Source organism: Microlunatus parietis (genome assembly GCF_013407955.1).
Classification (GTDB): domain Bacteria; phylum Actinomycetota; class Actinomycetes; order Propionibacteriales; family Propionibacteriaceae; genus Microlunatus; species Microlunatus parietis.
The window spans coordinates 1,711,732-1,735,222 of sequence record NZ_JACCBU010000001.1 but is presented as its reverse complement, the minus strand read 5'-3'; the positions used below and the strand labels follow the sequence as shown (position 1 = coordinate 1,735,222).

Below are 23,491 nucleotides of genomic sequence, written 5' to 3'. Positions count from 1 at the left end.
GGATGGGTGTATGGCACGGCAGAAGCGACCGGCGAGCGCGGGCGACATGATCCGCTCGCTGCTGATCATCCTGGTGCCGTTGTTGATCATCTCGTTCCTGTTCACCCGCAACGTCGATGATCATCCGGTCGAGGCGATCGACCCGGTGCCGGTGCTGACCCAGGCCCGCGCGGAGGCCCCCTACCCGGTGCTGGCGCCGGCGAACCTGCCGGCCGACTGGATCGCGACCCGGGTCGCCTGGGAGCCCGAGGGCCACGACGGTGTGCCGCCGCGCCAGCTCTGGCAGATCGGCTACCTGTCGCCGGAGCGGATCTACCTGGCGGTGAATCAGAGCCCGGACACCGACGCCCTCGTCGGGCCGCAGACCAGGGAGGGCCTGCCGGACGGTGTGAGCAAGCTCGGCGACACCGCCTGGGAGCGGCGGGTCAGTGCCGATGGCCGTACCCGATCATTGGTGTTGATCACCAAAGAGGTCAGTACGGTGATCGTCGGCGACACGGACTACGCCGTGCTGGAGGCGTTCGCCGGAACCCTGCAGGCGGGCTGAAAGCGGGCCTCCGCGCGGGATGCGGGAGCCTCGGCGTCCGGCTCCCTGGCGGCGAGGTCGGCTGCGTGTCGTTGCGCGTCCCGGTCACCGCGCTCGTCGTACCCGGGACGGAAGGTGGGGTGGCGCCGACGGGTGAACTCGAGCACGCCGATGATCGCCGCCACCAGAACCGCGAAGGCCAGAAGACTGATCATGGCAATAATTCTTCTGCCGAAGGTTTACTGCCACAATTGGCAGTTCAGACATCGTGCGAAGGATTTCTGCCACTATCCTGAACCTCATGGCCCTACGTACCGTCAGCGTCCTCCTGGTCGAGCCGGTGTCCGTGTTCGAGTTCGCCCTGGCGACCGAAGTGTTCGGCCTGGACCGTCGCGACAACGGGATCGAGCCGCTCGACTTCCGGGTCTGTACGGAACGTCCCGGCACGCCGCTGCAGACCAAGACCCTGTCGCCGTTCACCATCACCGCGACCGACGGCCTCGATGCCGTGGCCGGCAGTGATCTGGTGATCATGTCGGCCACGCTGCCGCGAACCCCGACCGGCTATTCGCAGGCCCTGCTGCAGACCCTGCGGGACGCCCACGAGGAGGGCGCCATGATCCTCAGTCTCTGCTCGGGATCCTTCGCCCTCGGTGCCGCCGGGCTCCTCGACGGCCGGGCCTGCACCACCCACTGGATGTATTTCGACGCCATGGAACGAGCGTTTCCCAAGATCAAACTCGACCGGACCGCCCTGTACGTGCAGGACGGCCGGGTGATCACCAGTGCGGGCACGGCGGCCGGGATCGACGCCTCGCTGCACCTGGTCCGGGCCGAACTCGGCACCAAGGTGGCCAACAAGATCGCCCGGCGGATGGTGGTCCCGCCGATCCGCGACGGCGGCCAGCAGCAGTTCATCGACCTGCCGATGCCGGAGAGTTCGGCCGACAGCCTCGCGCCGACGCTGTCCTGGGTGGCCGCCCACCTCGACCAGAACCACACGGCCGCCTCGCTGGCTCAGCGGGCGATGATGAGCGAGCGGACGTTCGCCCGCCGGTTCGCCGCCGAGGTCGGCACCACGCCGCACAAATGGCTGATCCAGCAACGGGTGCTGGCCGCCCGCAGCCTGCTGGAGGAGTCCGATCTCGGGATCGAACAGATCGCCGAGCGGGTCGGGTTCAACTCGGCCGTCGTCCTGCGTGATCATTTCCGGCGCCAGGTCGGGCTGGCGCCCGCCGACTACCGGCGCCGCTTCGTCGCCTGAATTCCCTCCGCCGAGTGGTTGACACCGGGATTCGCCCGACGTTAGCTTGAAATCGATTTCGCCTGACCGCGCGGCAGCGGCCCTGGCGGGGTGGAGCAGCGGGATTGCGGATCACACAGGGGTGAGCATTGACGCACGGAAGCGAATCGGCGCCCGGTGAGCAGCCCGCTGCGCCGCTGGTGGAACTGCGGGGGATCAGCAAGCGGTTCGGCGGCGTGCTGGCCTGTCGCGACATCGACCTCGAGGTGCGGCCCGGTGAGGTGCACGCCCTGCTCGGCGAGAACGGGGCCGGCAAGTCGACCTGCATGAACATCCTGTCCGGCGTGATCACCGACTTCGACGGCAGCCTGCTGGTGCGCGGCCGGCCGGCCCGGTTCGGCGGCCCGGCCGACGCGCAGGCGGCCGGGATCGCGATCATCCACCAGGAGCTGGACCTGGTCGGCGACCTCACCGTGGCCGAGAACATGTTCCTCGGCCGTGAGCTCCGGACCCCGCTGCGGACGATCGACCTGCGCTCGATGCGGGCCGCCGCCACCGAGCAGCTGGGCCGGCTCGGGATCAGCATCGACGTCCGGCGCACGGTGCGTTCGCTCCGGGTCGGCGAGCGGCAGCTGGTCGAGATCGCCCGGGCGCTGCTGCTCGACGCAGCCGTGTTGATCATGGACGAACCGACCGCGTCGCTCGCCGACGCCGAGGTACGGCAGCTGTTCCGGGTGATCGACAACCTGCGCCGGGACGGCGTTGGGATCGTCTACATCTCCCATCGGATGGAGGAGATCGAGGAGATCGCCGACCGGGCCACGGTGCTGCGGAACGGGGCCGTGGCCGGCTCGGTTCCCGACCCGGCCGGCAGCCGCGAGACGATCATCACCTTGATGGTCGGCAGCAAGCCGGACCAGCTGTTCGGCGACGAGAGCCAACCGGCCTCGACAGCTGCGGCGGAGCCGGTGCTCAGTGTCCGCGGGCTGCGCTATCGGCGACGCTGGCCGGTGCCGGGACGGACCGACCCGAACGGGATCGACCTCGACGTCCGGCCCGGCGAGATCGTGGGCCTGGCCGGGCTGATGGGCGCCGGCCGGACCGAGCTGCTGGAGACCTTGTACGGCGCTGCCGCCGGCGGCCGCGTCGAGGGCATGATCACGGTGGCCGGGCGACGCTATCGGCCGAGCCGGCCGGCCCGAGCGCTCCGGCAGCGGATCGCCTTCGTGCCCGAGGACCGGCGCGGGTCGGGCCTGGTGCTTGATCATTCCGTCCAGCACAATCTGATCTTGGCCGCATTGGCTTCGGTGACCCGGTTCGGCGTGGTGCTCGGCGGCCGGGAGCGCGCTGCCGTACGGGGGCAGGTCAGCGACCTGGCGATCCGGGCCGCCAGCCCGCGGGTTCCGGTCGGCACGCTGTCCGGCGGCAATCAGCAGAAGGTGGTCTTCGGCCGGCAGTTGCTGACCGGTCCGCGGGTGTTGCTGCTGGACGAGCCGACCCGCGGTGTCGACATCGGCGCCAAGGCCGAGATCTACCGGCTGCTGCACCGGCTCGCCGCGGTCGGCACGGCGGTGCTGCTGGCCTCCTCCGAGCTGCCCGAACTGACCGGGGTCTGCGACCGGATCCTGGTGCTGCGCCGGGGTCGGATCGCGGCCGAGCTGCCGGGCGACGCTGACCATGATCAGATCCTGGCGCTCGCGATGGGCGACGACAACTCTCGGGAGGCGACTCGATGATCAGCCCAGCGACCGGTCCGGGCGAACTGCGCGGGTTCCCCGGCAACGACGTGGTCCGGTCCCGCGGAGCGGCGGTGCTGGACCGGGTGTTCCAGTTCCAGAGCCTGTTCGGCCTGGTGGCCGTGTTCATCGTCGCGATCATCGCCTCGCCGCGGCGCAACGGCGACCTGGTCTTCCTCAGCCCGGGCAACCTCGGCAACATCGTCCGGGCGATGTCGGAGATCGGGATCATCGCGATCGGGATGACGTTCGTGATCTTGATCGGCGGGATCGACCTGTCGGTGGGCGCGATCCTCGGGCTGTCCGCGGTCGGTACGGCGGCGCTGCTGGTCAACAACGGCCTCGGGATCGCCGAGACGGTGGTGATCGTCCTGCTGATCGGGACCGCGATCGGCGTCCTGCAAGGACTTGCGGTGGCCCGGCTGGGAATCCAGGCATTCATCGTCACCCTGGCCGGTTTACAAGTCGCCCGCGGATTGGCCCGGATCTGGTCCGGTGGCGTGGGCATTCCGATCGCGTACGGGGACGGGCCGCTGGAGGCGCCGCCGGCGTTCTCGGTGCTGTCCGGCTCGCTGAACGGCATCCTGCCGGTGCCGGCGGTGATCTTCGCCGGGCTCGGTGTGATCGCGATCCTGGTGCTGCGCTACACGGCGTTCGCCCGGCACGTGTACGCGATCGGCGGCAACGAGAAGGCGGCCCGATTGGCCGGCGTACCGGTCCGGCGGGTCAAGATCATCGTCTTCGCGATCTGCGGCTTCACCGCGGCCGTGGCCGGCATCATCCACGCCGGCCAACTCAACCAGGGCAGCCCGAACGACGGTTTCGGGTACGAACTCGACGCCATCGCCGCCGTCGTCATCGGCGGCACCAACCTGGCCGGCGGCTCCGGCACCATGATCGGAACCCTGGCCGGGGCGCTGCTGCTCGGCATCCTCAACAACATCCTCGGCCTGAACAACATCGACGCCAACATCCAGCTGTTGATCAAGGGGCTCGTGATCATCGCCGCCGCGGCGTTACAGCGGTTCCGCCCATCGGTCAGCTGACCAACACCGAATTCAGGAGGTATCCCGGCATGATCAACTCACTCGACATCCGCAGGATTCGCACCATGCTGGCCGTCGGCCTCGCGTCCGGGGCGCTGGCGCTGTTCTCGGCCTGCACCGTGACCGCGGACCCGGGCTCCGGGCCCCAGCAGGAGGGCAACTGCGGGCCGGACCAGGAGTATGCGATCGGCATGTCCCAGGCCAACAACGCCGAGCCGTACCGGGAGGTGATGAACTCCGACATCACCACCGCCGCGGCCGCCGTACCCGGGTTCAAGGTGACCGTCGCCGATGCCGCCCAGGACAACAGCAAGCAGGTGTCCCAGGTGGAGAACTTCATCACCCAGCAGATCGACCTGCTGATCATCTCGCCGAACGAGGCGAAGCCGCTCACCGCCGTGGTCAAGAAGGCCTACGACGCGGGGATTCCGGTGATCGTGCTGGACCGGAAGGTGGAGGGCGACGCGTACACCGCGTTCATCGGCGGCGACAACGTGGCGATCGGCAAGGCGGCCGGCGAGTACTACGCCGAGACGCTGCTGCCGGACGGCGGCAAGGTGGTCGAGATCAGCGGCCTGGCCGGTTCCACGCCGGCCGCGGAACGGGCGCAGGGGTTCCGGGAGGGGATCGAGGGCAATCCCAAGATCGAGATCGTCGCCACGCAGTCCGGCGAATGGCTGCGGGAGAAGGGCCAGTCGGTGATGGATGCCCTGCTCAAGGCGAACCCGGACATCGACGCCGTCTACGCGCACAACGACCCGATGGCCGAAGGTGCCTACCTGGCCGCCGACCAAGCGAAGCTCGCGGACAAGATCAAGTTCACCGGGATCGACGCGCTGCCGATCCCGTCCGGCGGCATCAAGGCCGTCGAACAGGGCCGGCTGCAGGCCACCTTCGTCTACGCCACCGGCGGCCGGGAGGCGATCGACCTGGCCAAGCAGATCCTGATCGACTGCAAGAAGGACGTCCCGAAGTCGACCACCCTCGGCACCGAGCAGATCACCAAGGAGAACGCCACCGAGATGTACGGCAAGCTCGGCGGCAAGGGCTGACCCTCCACGGTTCCCTGAGCTTGTCGAAGGGCCGGGCCGGATGTGGCTTGCCCTTCGACAGGCTCAGGGAGCGTTGTGGTCTACTCCGGCTGCTCGACGATGCTCCAGGCGTCGACGGCGGCGTCGCCGAGCCGGGTCAGCTCCTGGTCGAGTTGATCACGCAGGGTGGCCAGGAGTTCGGCCGCGGCTGGGTCGGCGGCGATCGAGTGGAGTTCGTCCGGATCCGTTTGGAGGTCGTACAGCTCCTCATGATCACGCAGCTGCCGGTAGTCGGTGCTCATCCCGGCCCGGGTCGGGCTCTCGTCCAGGTCGGTCGGCAGGATCAGCCGCGGGCCCGGGTGCAGGTTGCGGATGTATTTGTGCCGCTCGGTGCGGAGGGTCCGCATCGGATCGTAGATCTCGTGCAGATCCTTCATCGACAGGATCTGCGACCGGCGTTCGACGGATTCGCCGCGGAGCAGGCCGGCGTGGCTGATGCCGTCGACATCGCAGGAACCGCCGGCCAGGTCGACCAGCGTCGGCGTCAGGTCGACGTGACTGATCAGCTGGTCCACGACGGTCGGTCCGACCTGCCAGGCCGGCGGCGGCGCCATGATCAACGCGATCCTGATCCCGGAGTCGTACAGCGTGGACTTGGCCCGGGGGAACGGCATCCCGTGGTCGGTGGTGAAAATGATCACGGTGTTGTCAGCGTCCGGCCGGGCCCGGACCGCGTCCACGACCCGTCCGGTGGCGGCGTCGGCGCGGGCGATCGACCGGGACATCCAGGCCAAGTCGGTCCGGGTGTGCTCGTTGTCGGGCAGGAAGCCGGGAACGATCACCCGGTCCAGCTCGTCCTGGCTGGGCGGGTCCTCGTCGCGTTGATCCGGGCCGAGCACCTCGTAGTCGCGGTGCACCTCGGTGAAGCCGACGGTGAGGAAGTACGGGCTGTCGGCGGGCTGGCGGGCCAGCCAGTCCTCGGCGAGGTCGGCCACCGGCCCGCAGAACTGCCCGCGGCTCGGGGTCTGCAGCACCTCGTCGAAGCCGATCGAGTTCGGGTCGACCGCTTCGTGTTGCATCCCGGCCAGCGCGGTCCGGTAGCCGAGATCACCGAGCAGCATCGGCAGCGTGCGGATCCCTTCCCGGTAACGGGATCCGCGGTGAGCCAGGCCGTGATGACCGTGCCGCGGCGGGTAGAGCCCGGTGAACAGGGAAGCCCGGGCCGGCGTGCACAGCGGCGTGGCGCAGAAGGCCGCGTCGAACCGCAGACCGGCCTCCGCCAGCGCGTCCAGCCGCGGACTCTCGACGTCGGTGTGGCCGTAGCAGCCCAGCCGGGTGCCCAGGTCGTGCCAGTGGATCAGAACGATGTTCGGTGCGGTCAACGGCTTACTCCTCCAAAGGTCCGGGTCGCCTCGCGTCCGTACCCGGTGATGGTCAGTCGATCTTCGTACAGGCGGACGACGGCGTACGCGTTCCGCTCGGTGTCCACCATCCCGGCCAACGCCACGGCCGGCCTGGATCCGAGCCAGCCCAGTCCGCCGGAATGATCATGGCCGCAGAGGTACGCCAGCAGCGGACTGCCGGGCTGGGTCAGGACGGCCCCGAGCTCGGCCGCGTTGAGCACGGCGAGGCTGTAGATCGGTGTGACGGGCTGATGCGCGAAGATCACGACCGGCTCCCCGGCGGCGGTCGCGGCGCCGAGTTGATCACCGAGCCAGGACAGTTGGTCCGGGTCCACCCCGCCGTTCCAGGGCTGGGCCTGCGGCTCTCCGGCGGCCAGCCGACGCTCCAGCTCCGCAGTGCCGCGGTGCCAGGCGGGCGAACCAGGCGGCAGGTCGATCACGCCGAGCCGGTTGGTGTCCAGCACCAGGAACCGGTGCCCGCGCTCGCTCCAGCCGTAGTAGGCGCCGGGCATCCCGAACGCGGCGACGGCCGCCTCCGCGTCACCGCCGAACCCGTACAGGTCGTGGTTGCCGAGACAGTGCCGGACCGGGGCCCGGCAATCCGCCAGCACGTCCAGCACCGGCTCAAGATCATCGGCGGAACTGTCGATCAGGTCGCCGAGGCTGATCACGAACGCAAGATCATCGGCGTTGAACGTCGCCACCGCCTCCGCCAGCTTGGCCAGGCTGAGCGGATAGTGCCGGACCGGGTGCGAGGCGCTGCGCCCCGCCGCCGCGTACTGACAGTCCGCCACGACACCGAAGGACAGCACGGGCGCCTCGTCGTTTCCGTCGCCGTCCACGGGCCTCAGCTTAGTGTCGACCCCGTGCGTGTCCTCGGGGACCACCTGGCTGTCGCGAAATCTCTTCAACTCGGAGCGTTCAACGTTGTATCGGCCTCCAGCGGTCGACGGCAGGAGGTTTCGCGACAAGGTCACGCCGAGGCCACTCGGCCCGTGGGCTCCCGCGGCCGATCCCCCGCTGGGCCGAACTGTCCCCCCGCACGGGGGAGCCGGGATGCCCGGACGGCGGCCAGGCTTGAGGTATGTCGTCGAGTCAGGTCTCGGTCAAGGCCCATCGATCAGCGCCACGGTCCGGACCACCAACCCCGATCGTGCTCACCGTGCTCACCGTCGGCTGGCTGCTGGGGTACGCGGGTCTCCGGATCGCGTGGACGGTGTTCGGTACGCCGAGCGACCTCTCGGCGATCGGGCCAGACTTGGTGCTGTTGACCGGTTGGCCGGGGATCGCCGTGCTGCTGGGTGCCGCAGTGATCGTCGCGGCACAGGCCGTGGCGACCGGCCCCCGCGCTGCCGGACGGCCGGCCCGCACCACGCCTGGCACGGTGGCCCTGACGCTCGGCGGCCTGGTGTCGGCGGCGGCGCTGATGCTCGCCGCCGCGATGATCATGCTCGACCTGGTCGGCGGCCTGCTGCCGGGGCTGGGCGTCACGTTCTTCCCGGTCGGCGCCGCGAGCCGGGTCGGGTGCGCCGGGGCGGCGGTGTTGATCATGATCCACACTCGCCGGTTCTGGCTCCGCAACCGCGCCGCCGGATTCGTTGCCGAGCCTGGTACCTCGTCGCCCGGCTGGGTGTTCGGGGCCGGCTATCTCGCGGTCGCCGGCTGCCTGGCCAGGCTCGCCGCGCAACTGACGGTCGGCCTCGACGCCAGCCCGTGGACCGGTGGGCCGAGCATGATCATCTTCGAGATCGGGTTCCTGCTCGCCGGGATCCTGTTGCCGCTGGCGTTGGTCCATCGTTGGGGACGAATCTGGCCGTTCTGGGTGCCAGGCCTCGCCGGCCGGCGGATCCCGCGGTGGTTGTTGATCATCCCCGGCGCGGCTGGTGGTCGGCACGATCAGCTCACCCGGCTGACCGCGCCCGCGAACCGCGCGTCGTGATCATGGTCGGCGGAGCCGGCTGAGGCCGAGGCCGGCGAGGCAGAGCGCGCCGCCGACGAGGGCGAGCGGGTTGGGGAGTTCGCCGAGGAGGAGCCAGGCGAGCAGGACGGCGACGGCGGGCACCAGGTAGCTGCTGACGCTCAGCTGGCTGGCCGGGGTCCGGGTCAGGGCGTACGCCCAGAGGGTGAACCCGAGCGCGGTCGGGAAGACGCCGAGATAGCCGACGGCGAGGATCGCCGACACCGGCGCGGTGGCCAGCTCGGTGATCAACATCGGCGCGAACGGGAGGCAGGCGACGGTTCCGATCACGCAGCCCAGCCAGGTCACGGTCAGCGGGTCGGTCCGGCGCAGCGCCGCCTTCTGGGTCAGCGTGCCGACCGCGTACAGGACGGCGGCGAGCAGGGCCAGCCCGACGCCGAGCAGACTCCGGGTGTGGCCCTGCTGGCCGGCCGCGATCAGGGCGGTGCCGGCGAAGGCGACGACCAGGCCGAGCACCAGCGGCAGCGAGAGCCGTTCACCCATCCTCAGCGTCGCGTAGCCGGTGATGATCACCGGCGCGAGATTGACCAGCAGCGCGGTGGTGCCGGCGTCCAGGTGCAGCTCGGCCGCGTTGACGCTGGTGGTGTAGGTGGCGAACCAGAGCACGCCGTACGCCGCGACCAGCCACCAGTCCCGACCGCGCGGAAGCCGGGCGCGGATCCCGGGCCGGAGCACGAACGGCGTGATCACGAGCGTCGCCGCGACCAGCCGGCCGAGCGTCATCGCGCCGGGGGAGAGGTGCTGCCCGGTGGTCCTGATCACCACGAACGCCGACGCCCAGAGCACCACGGCTCCGAGTGCGGCGACCGGGGCGAGCCGGCCGTCGGTACGGGTCGGATCGGGCACGTCCGTGGCAACGGTCGGGAGGGTCACGGGGCAAGCCTCGCCGGAAGCAACCGTTGAGGACAAGTGACTATTTCTGACGAACTGTTCGCAATCACTGAAGATTAGGCCGTACGGTGACGACCATGATCGATGTGCACCGGCTCCGGATCCTCCGCTCCGTCGTCGCGACCGGCTCGGTCCACCGAGCCGCCCGGCTGCTCGGCTACTCGCCGTCGGCGGTGAGCCAACATCTGACCGCGCTGACCAGGGAGACCGGCCTGGCCCTGGTCGAACGGAACGGCCGTGGCATCCAGCCGACCGACGCGGGCCGCCGGCTGGCGGCCGAGGCCGGCGAGGTGCTCGGCGCGATCAACCGGATCGACGGCGTGGTGGACGACCTGCGGTCCGGGCGCTCCGGTCGGCTGACGATGCGCTACTTCGCGTCGGCCGGCGCGACCTGGGTGCCGGTGGTGACGGCAACGCTGCTGCGCGAGTTCGCGGACCTCGCGGTTGACCTGCGGCACGCCGAACTGCGCGACGCGGGCCTGGTGGTCAGCCCGGACCTGGACATCTCGGTCGAGGCGGTCCACCCGGCGTCGCCGGCCGGCTACACGGCGCAGCGGCTGCTGGACGACCCGTACCTGGTGGTCGTGGATGCCGGGCACCGGCTCGCGGCCGCCGAAGCGGTGCCGATCGTCGAGCTCGCCGAGGAGCCGTGGGTGGACAACGATCTGCCGTTCGCACCGTGCCGGCAGATCCCGATCGAGGCGTGCGCCGCCGCCGGCTACAGCCCGCGGTTCGCGGTCGAGACGCACGACTTCGCGACCGCCCTCGCCTTCGTCCGGCAGGGACTCGGGATCACCGTACTGCCCCGGCTGGCCTGCCGTGATCTGCCGGCCGGCCTGGTCGCCGTGCCGCTGGTCGAGCCGACGCCGGTCCGGCAGATCCAGGTGTTGATCAAGGACGCCGCCGCTGGGACGCCGCCGATGCGCCGCGCGATCGAACTGCTCCGGGACTGTGCCGCCCAGGAACGGGACCGGGTGCCGGTCACGGCTTGATTCAGGTGGGCTTGATCACTTCGATCAGCGCGGAGATGCTGTGTTCGCCGTGCCCGGCCGCGACGGCGCGCTCCAACAGATCATGGAACGGCTTGTGCCAGGTGATGTCGAGGTTCGCCTCACGGCCCAGTTCCACGTCGTCGGCGGCGCCGGCCAGGAACAGATTCACCGATGACGCCGGGTTGTCGTAGCGGTGGTTGTCGATCTCCGCGGCGAAGGTCGGCAGGACGGAGTTGATCATCTCGAACCACTTGATGCTGAAGCGCACCATCGACGCCGCCTCGAGTCCGCGCGCCTGCAAGGCGGCGGCACCCTGGAGGAAGCCGACGAGTGCGGGCAGCAGCGTGCCGCCGACCGCCATCTCGTAGAGCGCGGCGAGATCCGGGTCGGAGCCCAGATAGACGGTGTCGCCGCCCAGCACCCGCAGTGCGGGCTCGTAGTCGTCGAAGACGCTGCGGTCGCCGCCGTAGTAGAGCAGGGTGTCGGCCGCCCCGACCGCCGCCGGAACGTTCTTGATCGCACCGTCGAGGTAACGGGCGCCGTGCTCGGTGGCCCATGCCGCCAACCGTCGGGCGCCCGCGGGCGATCCGCTGTTCAGTGGGACCAGAGCCCGCCCGTCGAGTGCCGTCGCGGCCGGCTCCAACGCCTCGAGGGTGGCGTCGTACGTCGTCAGGCAGGCGATGATCAACGGGCTCGCCGCCACCGCGTCCTTGATCGATCCCGCGTGCCGGGCACCCTGGTCCACCAGGGTTTCGGCCTTGGCGGCCGTCCGGTTCCAGACGGTCGTCGGGTGGCCGGCGGCGAGGAAGGCGGCGGCCAGAGCGCGGCCCATCGAGCCGAGGCCGAGGACGGAAACGGGCGTGCGGGACTGATCATCCATGGGGCAGCTCCTGGCTGACGGATCGGTAACGGGGCGACTCGCGCGGCGCTCGCGCGGCCCGGGTCTCCATCATGGGCAGGCACGAAACTTCAGACAAGTACCTACAATTTTGTCAGGTACCGACATTCTTGTTCGCGGGAGGTTCGATGAAGCAGCGGAAGTACACCTGTGGGTTCGATGCCGCGATCGACGTCATGGGCGGCAAGTGGAAAGGACTGATCCTCTTCTGGCTGGGTGAGGAGACGCTGCGGTTCAGTGCCCTGCGGCGCAAGGTCGAGGGCATCAGCGAGCGAATGTTGATCTTGCAGCTGCGTGAGCTGGAGGCCAGCGGGCTGGTGCATCGGGAGGTCTATCACCAGGTCCCGCCCAAGGTCGAGTACTCGCTGACGGACTTCGGCCGATCCCTCATGACGGCGCTCACGCCGCTGGGCGAGTGGGGCGAGGAGCATCTCGAACGTCTGGAATCGCTGGCTTCGGCAAGCTGAGGTCGTACGGAACCGCACACGACGTCGCGTCGCGGGCTTCGAAGCTGAGCCGGGTCCGCGAACCTGGTGTCCCGGACCGGCCCGGGCTCGACCGGGGCAGCAGGAGGGTGTGCCACCGTCCGATCAAGCCGGGGCCGGACGGTCCGGTCAGCTGATCGGCAGCTGGACCTCGGTCTGCCAGCGCTCCTCGGGCTCGGGATGACTGACCAGATAGACCTCGCGGGCCGTCCCGTCGGTGGTCAGGCCCTGCTCGGCGACCCAGCGCTGCAGGGCTTCGTACGTCGCTCCGACGCCGGCCATCGAACCGCTGTGACGCAGGGCCGCGACGCGTTCCAGACCCGGCAGTTCGCCGAGCTCGAGACCGTCGACGTCCGCGGTGTCGGCGCCGACGGGGCAGCAGGCCGTGACGGTGAGACCGCCGTCGGTGGTCAGTTCGTAGGTGGCCACGGGCGGCCCTGCCATCGCGACCTGCTGGCGCATGATCGGCTCCATCAGCCGGTCGAACAGCTGCCGGGTCAGCGGGCCGATCTCCTCGTGACTGGTGCTGCGGGCCCGGCCGGTGACCCGGGCGACCCGGAGCGGGGCGACGGACGTGGTGGTGATGGCGGACTTGGTCATGGTTGCTCACTCTCGTTCGGGAGACTGCTGTCGCCGTCACGATTCGGGCTGACACCGTGTCAGGGTCAAGTCACCGGCAGCTGGACGGCGGTCCGCCAGTTCTCCTCGGGCTCCGGGAAGCTGGTCAGGTAGACCTCCCGGGCCGTGCCGTCGGTGCCGTGGCCGGCGTCCTCGACCCAGGCGGCGAGCACCTGGTACGCCAGGCCGATGTCGGCCATCGTGCCCCGATGCAGGTAGGTCGCCGCGGTCGGATGGCCGGGCAGCTCGGCGATCTCCACGCCGGACGGGGCCTCCGGCCCGATCGGGAAGCAGGCCTGCACCTCGAGGGCTCCGCCGTCCAGCGGCCGGTAGGTGGCGATGGCGGGCCCGGCCGGCGAGTCCGTACCCATGGCCTTGATCAACTCGCCGAACAGGAGCCGGATCACCGGCCCGACATCCTCATGATCGGAACTCGCCGCGACCCCGCGCAGCAACGCGACCCGGGCCGGCCGCAACGGCTCGATCGTCACTGCCTCCGACGGCGACGCGCCCTCGGCTCTGATCAAGGCGAGCCGGGCCCGGACCCGGGTCAGTCGATCTTGGTCCGCGGTGATCTGCTGCACCAGCTCGGCCTCGCGGCGCCGGAGCAGCCCGGCCAGGTCGGCGTCGTCCTCGTCCAAGATCGACTTCACCTCGTCGAGGGTGAAGCCGAGGTCCTTGCAGGCGAGCAGCCGGTTGAGCCGGCGCAGCTGATCAGCCTCGTAGTAGCGATAGCCGGAGAACTCGTCCACCCGGGCCGGCCGGAGCAGACCGACCTTGTCGTAATGCCGCAGCATCCGGACCGACACCCGGCCCATCGACGCGAACGCTCCGATGCTGAACATCGGTCAGGAGCGTTCGTCCGAGCCGTCGGCCCCCGGACCGGTCTTGGACTTCGCCGCAGCCACCCTGGCCTCGGCGCCGTCCAGCCACTGCTGGCAGATCTTGGCCAGCTGCTCGCCGCGCTCCCACAGCTGCAGCGACTCCTCCAGCGGCGCCCCGCCGGATTCGAGCCGCTGCACCACCGCGATCAGCTCCTCGCGGGCCTTCTCGTAACTGAGTTCCGGTTCGGTCATCCGCCGATCCCTCCCTGCTCAACGTCTCGTACGGCCACGGTCAGCTGCCCGTCCGCGACATAGGCCAGCAGGTCGTCGTCGACGTCGATCTCCGCCACCGACGTGACGGCGTGACCGGTGCCGTCGACCAAGATCGAATACCCGCGTTCCAACGTCGCTTTGGGGGACAGTGCCCGGACCCTGGCCAGCAGATGTTCGACCGCCGCCTTCTCGTGCCGGACCGAGGTGACGATCGCACGGTTCCCGCGGTCGGTCAGCGATTGTAGCTGTTCCCGGCGGACCGCGAAGCTCGCCGTGGGGTCGGCCAGCACCGGCCGGGACCGAAGTTGATCAAGGAACTCGCGGTGCCGCCGGATCAGCGCGACCACCGACTGCCTGAGCCTGGTCTGGGCCTGCCGAAGTCGATCATGCTCCTCGGTGACGTCGGGCACCACCCGCTTCGCCGCGCCGGTCGGCGTCGACGCCCGGTGATCAGCGACCAGATCGAGGATCGGGTTGTCCGTCTCGTGCCCGATCGCGCTGACCACCGGGGTTGTGCAGGCGAACACGGCTCTGATCAACGCCTCGTCCGAGAACGGCAGCAGGTCCTCCAGCGAGCCGCCGCCGCGGGCGATGATGATCACTTCCACCGCCGGGTCGGCGTCCAGCCGGCGCAGCGCGTCGATCACCTGCTCGACCGACTGTGGTCCCTGCATCAGGGCGTGCTCGGTCTTGATCATGACGGCCGGCCAGCGGACCCGGGCGTTCTCGATCACGTCCCGTTCGGCAGCGCTGCCGGCGCCGGTGACCAGGCCGACCTGCCGGGGCAGGAACGGCAGCGGCAACTTCCGCTCGCGGGCGAACAGGCCCTCCGCCTGCAGCATCCGTTTCCGCTGCTCCAGCTGGGCCAGCAGCTTGCCCTCGCCGATCGGCGTGATCGCGTCGCAGTAGTAGCTGAGCCGGCCGGCCGTCTCGTAGTAGGACGGCTTGATCCGGGCCACGATCGCCGCGCCTTCCGACAACGGCCCGGCCGAGTCGATCGTGGTCGGCGACGCGGTGACGCTGACCGAGACGTTCGCCAGCCGGTCCCGCAGGGTGAGGAAGATCGTCCGGCTGCCCGAGCGCCGGTTGATCTCGATCAGTTGGGCCTCGACCCAGACCGCGCCGAGCCGGTCGATCCAGCCGCGGACCGCGCTGGTCACCCGGGACAGCGGCAACGGCTGCTCGGGCGAGGATTGCATCGGCATGGACGCGAGCGTAACGGCCCGGACGGACGTTCTGGGGCGGCCCATAGACTCGGGCCCATGACGTCTACGCCCCGTACGCTCGAGAAGAAGGTGCTGCTGGCCGCCCCGCGCGGCTACTGCGCCGGCGTCGACCGGGCGGTGATCACCGTGGAGAAGGCGCTGGACCTCTACGGATCGCCGATCTACGTCCGGAAACAGATCGTGCACAACAAGCACGTGGTGGAGACGCTGGAGCAGCGCGGCGCGATCTTCGTCGAGGAACTGGACGAGGTGCCGACCGGCGCCACGGTCGTGTTCTCCGCGCACGGGGTGTCACCGGCGGTCCAGACCGAGGCGAAGGACCGCGGGCTGAAGGCGATCGACGCGACCTGCCCGCTGGTCACCAAGGTGCATCACGAGGCCCGCCGGTTCGCCCGGGACGATCTGCAGGTGCTGCTGATCGGCCACGCTGGCCACGAGGAGGTCGAGGGCACCACCGGCGAGGCGCCGGATCACATCACCCTGGTCCAGTCGCCCGAGGACGTCGACGCCCTCGACGTCCCGGACCCGACCAAGGTCGCCTGGCTGAGCCAGACCACGCTCAGCGTCGACGAGACCATGGAGATCGTCGGCAAGCTGCGCAAGAAGCTGCCGCTGCTGATCGACCCGCCCAGCGACGACATCTGCTACGCCACCCAGAACCGGCAGCTGGCCGTGAAGCAGATCGCCCGCCAGGCCGACCTGGTGATCGTCGTCGGCTCGGCCAACTCGTCGAACTCGGTCCGCCTCGTCGAGGTCGCCCTGGAGAACGGCGCCGCCGCATCCTACCGGGTGGACAACGCGACCGAGATCGACCCGGCCTGGCTGGACGGCGTCTCCGTGGTCGGCGTGACCAGCGGCGCCTCGGTGCCGGAGGATCTGGTCACCGGCGTGCTGGATTTCCTTCAGGAGAAGGGATTCCCGGCCGCCGAGGAGGAACGGCTGACCGAGGAGTCGCTCGTCTTCGCCCTGCCGCCCGAGCTGCGCAAGGACCTCCGCAAGGGCGCGATCAACGACTGACCTTGACCTCAAGGAGGGTTGAGGTCACACGCTTGGGTCATGGTTGATTCGCGGTCACCCGCCCGGAGTTTCAGTACGGACATCGACGAGAACGCCGTCCGGTTCAGCGAGGACATCCTCATCGCGCCGGCGATCGGCAAGGACGAAGGTGGTCCGCTGAGCGCGTACACGGCCTTCTTCCGTGCCGGCGCGAAGGCGGACCTGCCCGCCCCGTACACGGAACTCTGGGTGGTGCTCAGCGGCGCGCTGCGCGTGGGTGACGCCGCGGACGCCGTCACCGTCCGGGCCGGCGACTTCGTCCATGTTCCCGAGCAGGCACCCGGCCTGGTCGAGGCGCTCGAAGACACCACGATGGTCTGCGTCTCCGTACCTGCTCATTGAGGGCCGGTATACTTGCCGGTATGACCATGACCACCATCAAGGTGCCCAAGGGGACCCGCGACCGGCTCCACCGGCTTGCTGCCGCGGACGGCTTGACGCTCGCCCAAGAGATCGAGAAGTTGCTGGACCGTAACGCGCCGCGTCCGACGCCGACAGTCGGCGGATTCCGGAGTGGCAGCCCGCTGAGTGCAGAGGAGATCGACGAAGCACTCGCTGGTGGCTTCGGTCGATGAACGCTGCGATCGTCGATACGAGTGCGATTCTGGCGATCTTCGATCAGGACTACGCCGAGCATGTCGTGCTGGCGGACGTCATCACCTCGGGTGAGTTCGTCCCGATCCTGTCGCCTTTCATTGTGGCTGAAGCCGACTATCTGCTCGCCTCGCGACTGGGCGGGGAGGCGGCGCAACGGTTTGGGCGGGACATCGTGACCGGCGCCTATGAACTGGCGGAATGGACCGCTGAAGATCACGCGGACGCTCTGGCTGTTGTCCAGCGGTTCGGGACCGGCAAGGACTACATCGGCATCGCGGATGCTTCGAATGTCGTGCTGGCCGACCGATTCCGGACGACCCAGATGATGACTTTGGATCAGCGCCATTTCCGGGCCTTGGAGCCCTTGTGGGGCGCATCCGCGTTCCGCATCATCCCGTACGACCTCGACTGATCTACGAGCCGGTGTCGCGACCCCGGTCGGTCCGCTCGATCTCCGGCTGCAACATCTCGAACAGGTCCGGCTCGGGGCGGACCAACTCCTCGGCCTCCGGTACGTCATCGCGGCGCGACCGCCGCTTCCGGCCGCGGCCGATCATCGGCTCGACCTGGGCGGCATCCTCCACCAGCTCGGGCGCCTGGATCTGCCGGACCGGATCGTCGACGGAGGTCAGCGCGGTCAGCTCCTGGTCGGTCACCTTGAGGTCGGTGAACTGGCGGGCCTTGACCAGCACCCGGCCCTCGACGGTGGCGATCGTGTCGTTGTAGGCGGTCACCGACGTGCGCAGCGCCCGGCCGAGCTTGTCCAGCCGGTTGCCCATGGTGCCGAGCCGCTCGTGCAGATCCCGGCCGAGTTGCAGCACCTCGGCCGCGTTCTCGGCCAGCTTCGCCTGCTTCCACCCGTACGCCACCGCCCGGAGCATCGCGATCAGCGTGGTCGGGGTGGCCAGCACGACGTCGCGGCGGGCAGCGTACTCGTGCAGGTCCGGGGCCAGCCGGAACGCCTCCGCGGCCAGCGCCTCGCTGGCCAGGAAGAGGATCACGAACTCCGGCGTCCCGGCGTCGGACTGCCAGTACCGCTTGCTGCTGAGCTGGTCGATGTGGGTCCGGACGTGCTGGGCGAACCGCTCCAGCGCGTGGCTGCGCCGCTCCGGATCCTCGGTCTCGTGGGCGTCCAGGAAGGCGCTCAGCGGCACCTTGGCGTCGACGAAGACGCACTTGCCCTCGGCCAGGTCGACCCGCATGTCGGGCCGGACCGCGCGGTCGTTGCTGGTCGTCGTGTGCTGGGTGGTGAAGTCGCAGTGCTCGATCATCCCGGCCAGTTCGGCGACCCGCTTCAGCTGCAGCTCGCCCCAGGCGCCGCGGACGTGCGGCTTGCGCAGCGCGGTGGCCAGGGCGTGCGTCTCGCGGCGCAACTGCTCGCCGGTCAACTGCACCGACTGGACCTGGTTGCGCAGATCCGCGGACAGCTTGACCCGCTCCTTCTCCACCTCGGTCAAACGCGCGTTGAACCGCTCCAGGCTGTCCCGGACCGGCGCCATCAGCTGCTCGGTCGCCTTCAGCCGGGCGTCGGCCGAGGCCTCGGCGAACTTGCTCTGCTTCTCGATCGTCTCGCCGGACAGTACCTTGAACTGGTTCAGCATCGACTCCCGGTCGGCGGCCAGCTCCTCGGCCCGGCGGATCGCGGCGTCCCGTTCGGCCGTCGCCTTCGCCACCTGGGCGCCCACCTCGGCGGCCTCGGCCTGGGCGGCGGCGGCGAGTGCCCGCGCCTCGGCGACGTCGGTGCGGGCCTGGGCCAGCTCGGCCCGGGACTGGGACGACTCGCTGCGCGCCTCGGCGGCCAGCGTCTGGGCCTGGGCCAGCTCGGTCCGACCCTGGCTCTCGTACCGCGTCTCGGTGGCCTCCCACCGCGACCGCAGCACGACCACCGCAACGCCGACGCCGATGGCCAGCCCGATGACCAGGCCGGAGAGCATCGCGACGACCGCCGTTACGTCCATGCCTTCGATCCTGCCCGGCGGGACCGACAATCCGTCGGAGGCACCGCCGGGCCGCGCCCGATCAACGTGATCGGCTCGACGATCGGGGACTCGTCGGGGCCCGGCGTCGAGCGGGCCGGCGGACGGGCTCGGGCCGGTCCAGCGTGGCGAGGGCGGCCTCCAGAGCCGCCGGCCGGACCTTCTCGACCGGATGGTCGTCGAACAGGACGGTGCAGTCGGCCAGGCCGCCGACCGCGACGACGGCCCGCACCCGGGCCGCCAGGCTGGGCCTCGGTCCGGCGACCATGGCGATCACGCGAAGCCGCCAGTTGATCAAGCGGTTGCCGAGGTCGAGTTCGGACAGCGTGGTCGGGTCCCGGACCAGCGAGTTGATCACGTTCCGGTGTCGATAGAGCAGGTCGAAGCACTCCTCCAAGACCCGTCGCGGATCGTCGCCGCCCGACCGTTCCAGTTCGATGATCATGGTCTCGCACTCGTCCAGCAGCGGCTGCAACAGGCTGCGAACCAGGTCGTCCCGAGAGGCGAAGTGGTAGTAGAGGGCCGGCTTGGTGATGCCGAGCTGGTCGGCGATCTGGCGCAGGCTGGTGCGCTGCACCCCCTGCCGCGCGATCAGCTCGAGCGCTGCGGTCTGGATCCGCGCCTTGGTGTCCTTGGCCACGTCGCCATCCTACGGTTCCCGGAATGAGGTAGATTTGACTTAACGGTAGGTAAGTTCCTGGGAGGTTTCGATGCGATCGGTTCTGATCTCCGGCGCTGGCATCGCGGGTGCCACGATGGCGTACTGGCTTGCCCGGAAGGGATTCGCGGTCACCGTGGTCGAGCGGACGTCGTCGGTGCGGGCCCGGCTCGGGGGTCACGCGGTCGACCTGTTCGGGCCGGCGGTCGACGTGGTCGAGCGGATGGGGCTGCTGCCGGAGATCGAGGCGGAGAGCACTCGGAACGAGTTGATCAGCCTGGTCAAGCCGGACGGATCGCTGCTCGACATCCCGGTCGACGACGTGGCGAGTACGATCTCCGGCCGCCATGTGGAGATCCTGCGCGGGGTGCTGACGCAGCTCCTCTACCGCACGGCCGAGAACGAGGCCGAGTTCGTCTTCGGTGACATGATCACGAGACTTGATGATCAACCCGACGGCGTCGAGGTGGAGTTCGAGCACGGGCGGCCGCGCCGGTTCGACCTGGTGATCGGCGCCGACGGTTTGCATTCAGGCGTCCGCAGGCTGGCGTTCGGTGAGGAGTCGGCGCTGACCCGCTATACCGGCGCCTGGCTCGGTGTCTATTCGATGCCGGACGTGCTCCGCATCCAAGGCCGTACCCTGCTCCATCTCACTCCGGGCCGGCTGATCGCGACCTACCCGGTGCACCAGACCGGTGAGGCCCGGGTGCTGCTCCTGGAGCGCTCCGAGCAGGAGCCGCCCGGGATCCGAGCCGGTGCCGAGGCCCAGCGGGCGCTGCTGCGGGAACGGTTCGCGACCGCGGGCTGGCAGGTGCCGACGCTTCTTGATCATCTCGAGTCCGCCGACGATCTCTACGTCGACTCGATCACCCAGGTGACCTTGGACCAGTGGGCCAAGGGCCGGGTCGCGCTGGTCGGCGATGCCGGCTATGCCCCCGGCCCGGCGGTCGGCGGCGGTACCTCGCTGGCCATGATCGGCGGCTACGTGCTCGCCGGCGAGCTGGGCCGCACGGATGATCATGATCAAGCCTTCGCCGCGTACCGGGCGGAGATCGGCGAGTTCGTCCGCCGCAGCAGCCGGATCGCTCCGGCCATGGTCGCTCAGTCGGTGCCGCTCACCCCGCTCGGCGTTCGTGCCATGGCGCTGGCGCTGCGGTTCTACCCGCGACTCCCGCATCGCCTCCGTTCCTGGATCGCAGCCCGACGCCCCGGGCCGGCGAACGCGCTGGCGGCGATGGCGATGCGGGAGTACTGAGCGGGTTCAGGTGAACAGCGCGGCCACCGTGCCGCCGTCCGGCACGGTGCCGGTGTCGACGGCCTGAAATTCCGACCTACGGACCCTGGTCAGGGAGCGTTGCGGCAGAGGGTGCGGAGGCCCTCGACCAGCTCCTCGGCGGACGGCGCCCGGTCCGGGTCGACCAGGAACTGCACCATCACGCCCGGGTAGAGCGCCATCATGAGCGAGCCGAGGGTGCGGACGTGCCGTTCCTCGAGCTGGTCCTCGGGCACGCCGAGGATCTCGGCGGCGAGTCCGCGCCGGGCCAGCTCGTGCGCCTCGGCCAATTGGGCCCGGAGTTCGGGGGAGTGGGCCGCGCCGTTGTAGGCCTCGATGCTGCTGTTAAGTGCCTCGCGAGCCTCCGGGAAGGAGGCCAGCAGGCCGGCGAACAACGTCTGGAACGCCTCCACCGGCGTCGCGTCCGCGGGCCGCGGGTGGCTGCTCAGCACCTGGTCGGTGAAGTCGGCGACCACGGCCACCATGGCCGCGTTGAGCAGGGCCTCCTTCGAGCCGTAGTGGTAGCCGATCGAGGCGAGGTTGGTGCCGGAGGCGGCGACGATGTCACGGGCCGTGGTCCGGGCGTACCCCTTCTCGGCGAGGCAGCGCTTCGCGCCCTCCAGCAGCTGTTCCTTGTGGCCCATGGTCGCAGTTTAGCGATCGTTTAGACAAACGTTTTATACACATGTATTAGACATATGTATAGTTCGTGTCATGGCAACGAGCGAGCTCCACGATTCGGCCGTACGGGTGCTGTCCGCGGCCTTCCTCGACGATCCGGTGCTGAGTTGGGCCTTCCCGGACCGGCAGACCCGGCCGACGGCCCTGAATCTCGTGCTGGCGGCCTTCCTCCGCAACGGGCGGCTCCGCACGATCGAGGACGGGGACCGGCTGCGCGCCGTCGCGGTCTGGTGCAGCCCCGCCGAGCACGAGGTGCCGGCGCCGGATCAGCCGGATCCGGTGCTGATCCCGCACCTCGGGCGGCTGGCCGAGCTCGGCCGGTTGCTCGACGACCGCTATCCCGGCGATGCTGATCACCGCTATCTGAGGGTGATCGGCGTCGGCCCGAAGGACCGCGGCCGCGGCTACGGGGGCGCTCTGCTGGCGGAGGGGCTGGCCGAGTGCGACGCGGCCGGACTGCCCGCCTACCTCGAGGCCTCCGCGCCGCGCAACGCTGCCCTCTATGCCCGGCACGGCTTCCGGCCGTACGGACCGCCGATCCAATTGCCGGACGGCCCGGAGCTCTTCCCGCTGTGGCGCGAACCCGCGCCCAAGATCACCAACCGAACGGAGTCACGTCCATGATCAACTCTGCCCAGCGCCTGGCGATCACCCACGTCACGGTGGTCGACGTGATCAACGGCCGGTCGCTGCCCGACCATACGGTGCTGATCACCGGTGATCGGATCGACCGGGTCGGCCCGGCCGACCGGATCCCCGTACCGGAAGGGTTTCGGGTCGTCGACGGCACCGGCCGGCACCTGATCCCCGGCCTGGCCGACATGCACCTGCATGACAGTGGCGACGAGCGGATCGACCCGCCGCTGCTGATCGCCAACGGCGTCACCACTGTGCGCCAGATGTGGGGCACGCCCTATCTGCACGAGTGGCGCCGGCGGTCCGACTCCGGTGAGCTGGTCGGTCCGCGCTGGGTGATCGCCAGCCCGATCGTCGACGGCCGGCCGTCGCTCTGGGAGGACGCGCCGGTCGAGCAGGAGTACCTCGCGGTCGGCACCGAGGACGAGGCCCGGGCCGCCGTGCGCCGGGTCAAGGGGGAGGGTGCCGACTTCGTCAAGGTCTACTCGCGGCTGTCGCCGGACGCGCTGCGGGCGATCGCCGACGAGGCGGCCCGGCTGGACATCCCGTTCGCCGGCCACCTGCCGGACGCGGTGTCGCTGGAGGCTGCGATCGACCTCGGCCAGCGCAGCTTCGAGCACCTGCACCGGTTCGGGCCGGAGACCTCGCGCAGCTTCGAGGCGCTGCAGGCGGCGATGGCCCGGGTGGAGCCGGACTGGAGCCCGAAATACGGCTCCTGGTTCCAGCAGGTCGGCCGGATCGAGTGGGACGCCGCCAACACCCACAGCGCGCATCGGGCGGCCAGGCTGTTCGACCGGCTGGCCGCCGCCGGAGCCGCGGTCTGCCCGACCGTCGTGCTGCACCGGGTGCTGGAGCGGCCGGACTCGGTCGACCCGCGGGACCGGCGGCTCGACTACCTGCCGGGCGAGATGAAGAGCTTCTACGAATACATCGTGGACGGCTTCTACTCCGGGCACCGGACGCCGGAGGAGGGCTTCCAGCACCGGGTACTGTTCCAGTGGCGGCTCGAGGTCGTGGCGTCCCTCGAAGCGGCCGGGGTACGGCTGCTCGCCGGCACTGACACGATGACCGGCTACGTCTTCCCCGGCTTCTCGCTGCACGACGAACTCGGCCTGTTCGTCGCGGCCGGCCTGACCCCGGCCCGGGCGCTGCAGACCGCGACGATCGAGCCGGCCCGCTACCTCGGCCGGGACCATCGGCAGGGCAGCGTCGATGAGGGCAAGGTCGCCGACCTGGTCCTGCTGAACGCCGACCCGTTGGCCGATATCGCCAACACGCAAGCGATCCGGGCCGTGATCAGCCGCGGCCGGCTGTACGACCGGGATGCCCTCGACGGCCTGCTCGACGGAGTCCGTACGGCCGCGGCCGAGACTCCGGTCCCGCAGGGAGCATGATCATGGCCGCACCGGCCGGGCCCGGGCCGGATCGGGCCCGGCCGTGGCGC

The 23,491-nt window shown here is 69.9% G+C and carries 27 protein-coding genes; 15 read left to right on the top strand and 12 right to left on the bottom strand.

Annotated features, from left to right (window positions below; genetic code table 11):
• Positions 1-10 precede the first annotated feature (10 nt).
• Positions 11-547, top strand: a complete 537-nt coding sequence (locus tag BKA15_RS08280) for a DUF4245 domain-containing protein (protein ID WP_179749737.1) — start codon at positions 11-13, stop codon at positions 545-547.
• Here BKA15_RS08280 and BKA15_RS08275 read toward each other — a convergent pair.
• Positions 502-741 (bottom strand): hypothetical protein, encoded by a 240-nt coding sequence (locus tag BKA15_RS08275; RefSeq protein ID WP_179749734.1) that lies wholly within the window; start codon positions 739-741, stop codon positions 502-504. The two genes, BKA15_RS08280 and BKA15_RS08275, sit on opposite strands and share 46 nt — an antisense overlap.
• Positions 742-827: 86 nt before the next feature.
• Here BKA15_RS08275 and BKA15_RS08270 point away from each other — a divergent pair, with 86 nt between their 5' ends.
• From BKA15_RS08270 to BKA15_RS08255, 4 genes are all read left to right on the top strand, one after another.
• Entirely contained in the window at positions 828-1,790 is a 963-nt protein-coding gene (locus BKA15_RS08270; RefSeq protein ID WP_179749732.1) for a GlxA family transcriptional regulator, read from the top strand.
• Positions 1,791-1,918: 128 nt separating this feature from the next.
• Positions 1,919-3,505, top strand: coding sequence for a sugar ABC transporter ATP-binding protein (locus BKA15_RS08265; protein WP_179749730.1), 1,587 nt, complete (start codon positions 1,919-1,921; stop codon positions 3,503-3,505).
• Positions 3,502-4,551, top strand: a complete 1,050-nt coding sequence (locus tag BKA15_RS08260; RefSeq protein ID WP_179749728.1) for an ABC transporter permease — start codon at positions 3,502-3,504, stop codon at positions 4,549-4,551. Before BKA15_RS08265 ends, BKA15_RS08260 begins: the two co-directional genes overlap by 4 nt.
• Positions 4,552-4,580: 29 nt before the next feature.
• Positions 4,581-5,603, top strand: coding sequence for a substrate-binding domain-containing protein (locus tag BKA15_RS08255; protein WP_246322295.1), 1,023 nt, complete (start codon positions 4,581-4,583; stop codon positions 5,601-5,603).
• An 80-nt stretch (positions 5,604-5,683) separates the two neighbouring features.
• Here BKA15_RS08255 and BKA15_RS08250 read toward each other — a convergent pair whose 3' ends face one another.
• Complete coding sequence (locus BKA15_RS08250) at positions 5,684-6,964, bottom strand: sulfatase family protein (protein WP_179749726.1); 1,281 nt, start codon at positions 6,962-6,964, stop codon at positions 5,684-5,686.
• Positions 6,961-7,827 (bottom strand): metallophosphoesterase, encoded by an 867-nt coding sequence (locus tag BKA15_RS08245; RefSeq protein ID WP_179749724.1) that lies wholly within the window; start codon positions 7,825-7,827, stop codon positions 6,961-6,963. Before BKA15_RS08245 ends, BKA15_RS08250 begins: the two co-directional genes overlap by 4 nt.
• A 242-nt stretch (positions 7,828-8,069) precedes the next feature.
• Here BKA15_RS08245 and BKA15_RS08240 point away from each other — a divergent pair, with 242 nt between their 5' ends.
• On the top strand, positions 8,070-8,924 hold the full coding sequence (locus BKA15_RS08240; RefSeq protein WP_179749722.1) for a hypothetical protein: 855 nt from the start codon (positions 8,070-8,072) through the stop codon (positions 8,922-8,924).
• Here BKA15_RS08240 and BKA15_RS08235 read toward each other — a convergent pair whose 3' ends face one another.
• Positions 8,925-9,836: a DMT family transporter gene (locus tag BKA15_RS08235; RefSeq protein ID WP_179749720.1), complete on the bottom strand. Its 912-nt coding sequence runs from the start codon at positions 9,834-9,836 to the stop codon at positions 8,925-8,927.
• Between the two features lie 95 nt (positions 9,837-9,931).
• Here BKA15_RS08235 and BKA15_RS08230 point away from each other — a divergent pair, with 95 nt between their 5' ends.
• Positions 9,932-10,846, top strand: a complete 915-nt coding sequence (locus BKA15_RS08230) for a LysR family transcriptional regulator (RefSeq protein WP_179749718.1) — start codon at positions 9,932-9,934, stop codon at positions 10,844-10,846.
• Position 10,847: 1 nt separating this feature from the next.
• Here BKA15_RS08230 and BKA15_RS08225 read toward each other — a convergent pair whose 3' ends face one another.
• Positions 10,848-11,726: an NAD(P)-dependent oxidoreductase gene (locus BKA15_RS08225; RefSeq protein WP_179749716.1), complete on the bottom strand. Its 879-nt coding sequence runs from the start codon at positions 11,724-11,726 to the stop codon at positions 10,848-10,850.
• A 146-nt stretch (positions 11,727-11,872) separates the two neighbouring features.
• Between BKA15_RS08225 and BKA15_RS08220 the strand changes: the two genes are divergently transcribed.
• Positions 11,873-12,211, top strand: a complete 339-nt coding sequence (locus BKA15_RS08220) for a winged helix-turn-helix transcriptional regulator (protein WP_179749714.1) — start codon at positions 11,873-11,875, stop codon at positions 12,209-12,211.
• A 147-nt stretch (positions 12,212-12,358) separates the two neighbouring features.
• On the opposite strand, the gene BKA15_RS08215 is transcribed toward BKA15_RS08220, so the two are convergent.
• From BKA15_RS08215 to xseA, 4 genes are all read right to left on the bottom strand, one after another.
• Positions 12,359-12,829 carry a GyrI-like domain-containing protein gene (locus BKA15_RS08215; protein ID WP_179749712.1) on the bottom strand — a complete coding sequence of 157 codons (471 nt, stop codon included), beginning with the start codon at positions 12,827-12,829 and terminating at the stop codon, positions 12,359-12,361.
• Positions 12,830-12,894: 65 nt separating this feature from the next.
• Entirely contained in the window at positions 12,895-13,692 is a 798-nt protein-coding gene (locus tag BKA15_RS08210) for a MerR family transcriptional regulator (RefSeq protein ID WP_179749710.1), read from the bottom strand.
• Between the two features lie 3 nt (positions 13,693-13,695).
• Positions 13,696-13,923 (bottom strand): exodeoxyribonuclease VII small subunit, encoded by a 228-nt coding sequence (locus tag BKA15_RS08205; protein ID WP_179749708.1) that lies wholly within the window; start codon positions 13,921-13,923, stop codon positions 13,696-13,698.
• Positions 13,920-15,149 carry an exodeoxyribonuclease VII large subunit gene (gene xseA / locus BKA15_RS08200; RefSeq protein WP_179749706.1) on the bottom strand — a complete coding sequence of 410 codons (1,230 nt, stop codon included), beginning with the start codon at positions 15,147-15,149 and terminating at the stop codon, positions 13,920-13,922. Before xseA ends, BKA15_RS08205 begins: the two co-directional genes overlap by 4 nt.
• A gap of 57 nt (positions 15,150-15,206) precedes the next feature.
• On the opposite strand from xseA, the gene BKA15_RS08195 reads away from it, so the two are divergent.
• From BKA15_RS08195 to BKA15_RS08180, 4 genes are read left to right on the top strand one after another with little or no spacing between them, the layout of a single operon-like run.
• Positions 15,207-16,187: a 4-hydroxy-3-methylbut-2-enyl diphosphate reductase gene (locus tag BKA15_RS08195; RefSeq protein ID WP_179749704.1), complete on the top strand. Its 981-nt coding sequence runs from the start codon at positions 15,207-15,209 to the stop codon at positions 16,185-16,187.
• Between the two features lie 39 nt (positions 16,188-16,226).
• A complete protein-coding gene (locus BKA15_RS08190) occupies positions 16,227-16,568 on the top strand; it encodes a cupin domain-containing protein (protein ID WP_179749703.1) in 342 nt (113 codons plus the stop codon).
• A 20-nt stretch (positions 16,569-16,588) separates the two neighbouring features.
• Positions 16,589-16,801 (top strand): YlcI/YnfO family protein, encoded by a 213-nt coding sequence (locus tag BKA15_RS08185; RefSeq protein WP_179749702.1) that lies wholly within the window; start codon positions 16,589-16,591, stop codon positions 16,799-16,801.
• The gene (locus BKA15_RS08180) at positions 16,798-17,235 is read left to right on the top strand and encodes a PIN domain-containing protein (protein WP_179749701.1); all 438 of its coding nucleotides are present in this window, start codon (positions 16,798-16,800) and stop codon (positions 17,233-17,235) included. The genes BKA15_RS08185 and BKA15_RS08180 overlap by 4 nt, the downstream gene beginning before the upstream one ends.
• A gap of 1 nt (position 17,236) precedes the next feature.
• Here BKA15_RS08180 and BKA15_RS08175 read toward each other — a convergent pair whose 3' ends face one another.
• Together BKA15_RS08175 and BKA15_RS08170 are read right to left on the bottom strand one after the other, a co-directional pair.
• On the bottom strand, positions 17,237-18,781 hold the full coding sequence (locus BKA15_RS08175; RefSeq protein WP_179749700.1) for a DNA recombination protein RmuC: 1,545 nt from the start codon (positions 18,779-18,781) through the stop codon (positions 17,237-17,239).
• 61 nt (positions 18,782-18,842) lie between these two features.
• The gene (locus BKA15_RS08170; RefSeq protein ID WP_179749699.1) at positions 18,843-19,439 is read right to left on the bottom strand and encodes a TetR/AcrR family transcriptional regulator; all 597 of its coding nucleotides are present in this window, start codon (positions 19,437-19,439) and stop codon (positions 18,843-18,845) included.
• Between the two features lie 70 nt (positions 19,440-19,509).
• Here BKA15_RS08170 and BKA15_RS08165 point away from each other — a divergent pair, with 70 nt between their 5' ends.
• Positions 19,510-20,712: an FAD-dependent monooxygenase gene (locus tag BKA15_RS08165; protein ID WP_179749698.1), complete on the top strand. Its 1,203-nt coding sequence runs from the start codon at positions 19,510-19,512 to the stop codon at positions 20,710-20,712.
• Between the two features lie 89 nt (positions 20,713-20,801).
• Here BKA15_RS08165 and BKA15_RS08160 read toward each other — a convergent pair whose 3' ends face one another.
• Positions 20,802-21,374 (bottom strand): TetR/AcrR family transcriptional regulator, encoded by a 573-nt coding sequence (locus BKA15_RS08160; RefSeq protein WP_179749697.1) that lies wholly within the window; start codon positions 21,372-21,374, stop codon positions 20,802-20,804.
• 70 nt (positions 21,375-21,444) lie between these two features.
• Here BKA15_RS08160 and BKA15_RS08155 point away from each other — a divergent pair, with 70 nt between their 5' ends.
• Positions 21,445-22,035, top strand: coding sequence for a GNAT family N-acetyltransferase (locus BKA15_RS08155; protein WP_179749696.1), 591 nt, complete (start codon positions 21,445-21,447; stop codon positions 22,033-22,035).
• The gene (locus BKA15_RS08150) at positions 22,032-23,441 is read left to right on the top strand and encodes an amidohydrolase family protein (RefSeq protein WP_179749695.1); all 1,410 of its coding nucleotides are present in this window, start codon (positions 22,032-22,034) and stop codon (positions 23,439-23,441) included. Before BKA15_RS08155 ends, BKA15_RS08150 begins: the two co-directional genes overlap by 4 nt.
• Positions 23,442-23,491 lie beyond the last annotated feature (50 nt).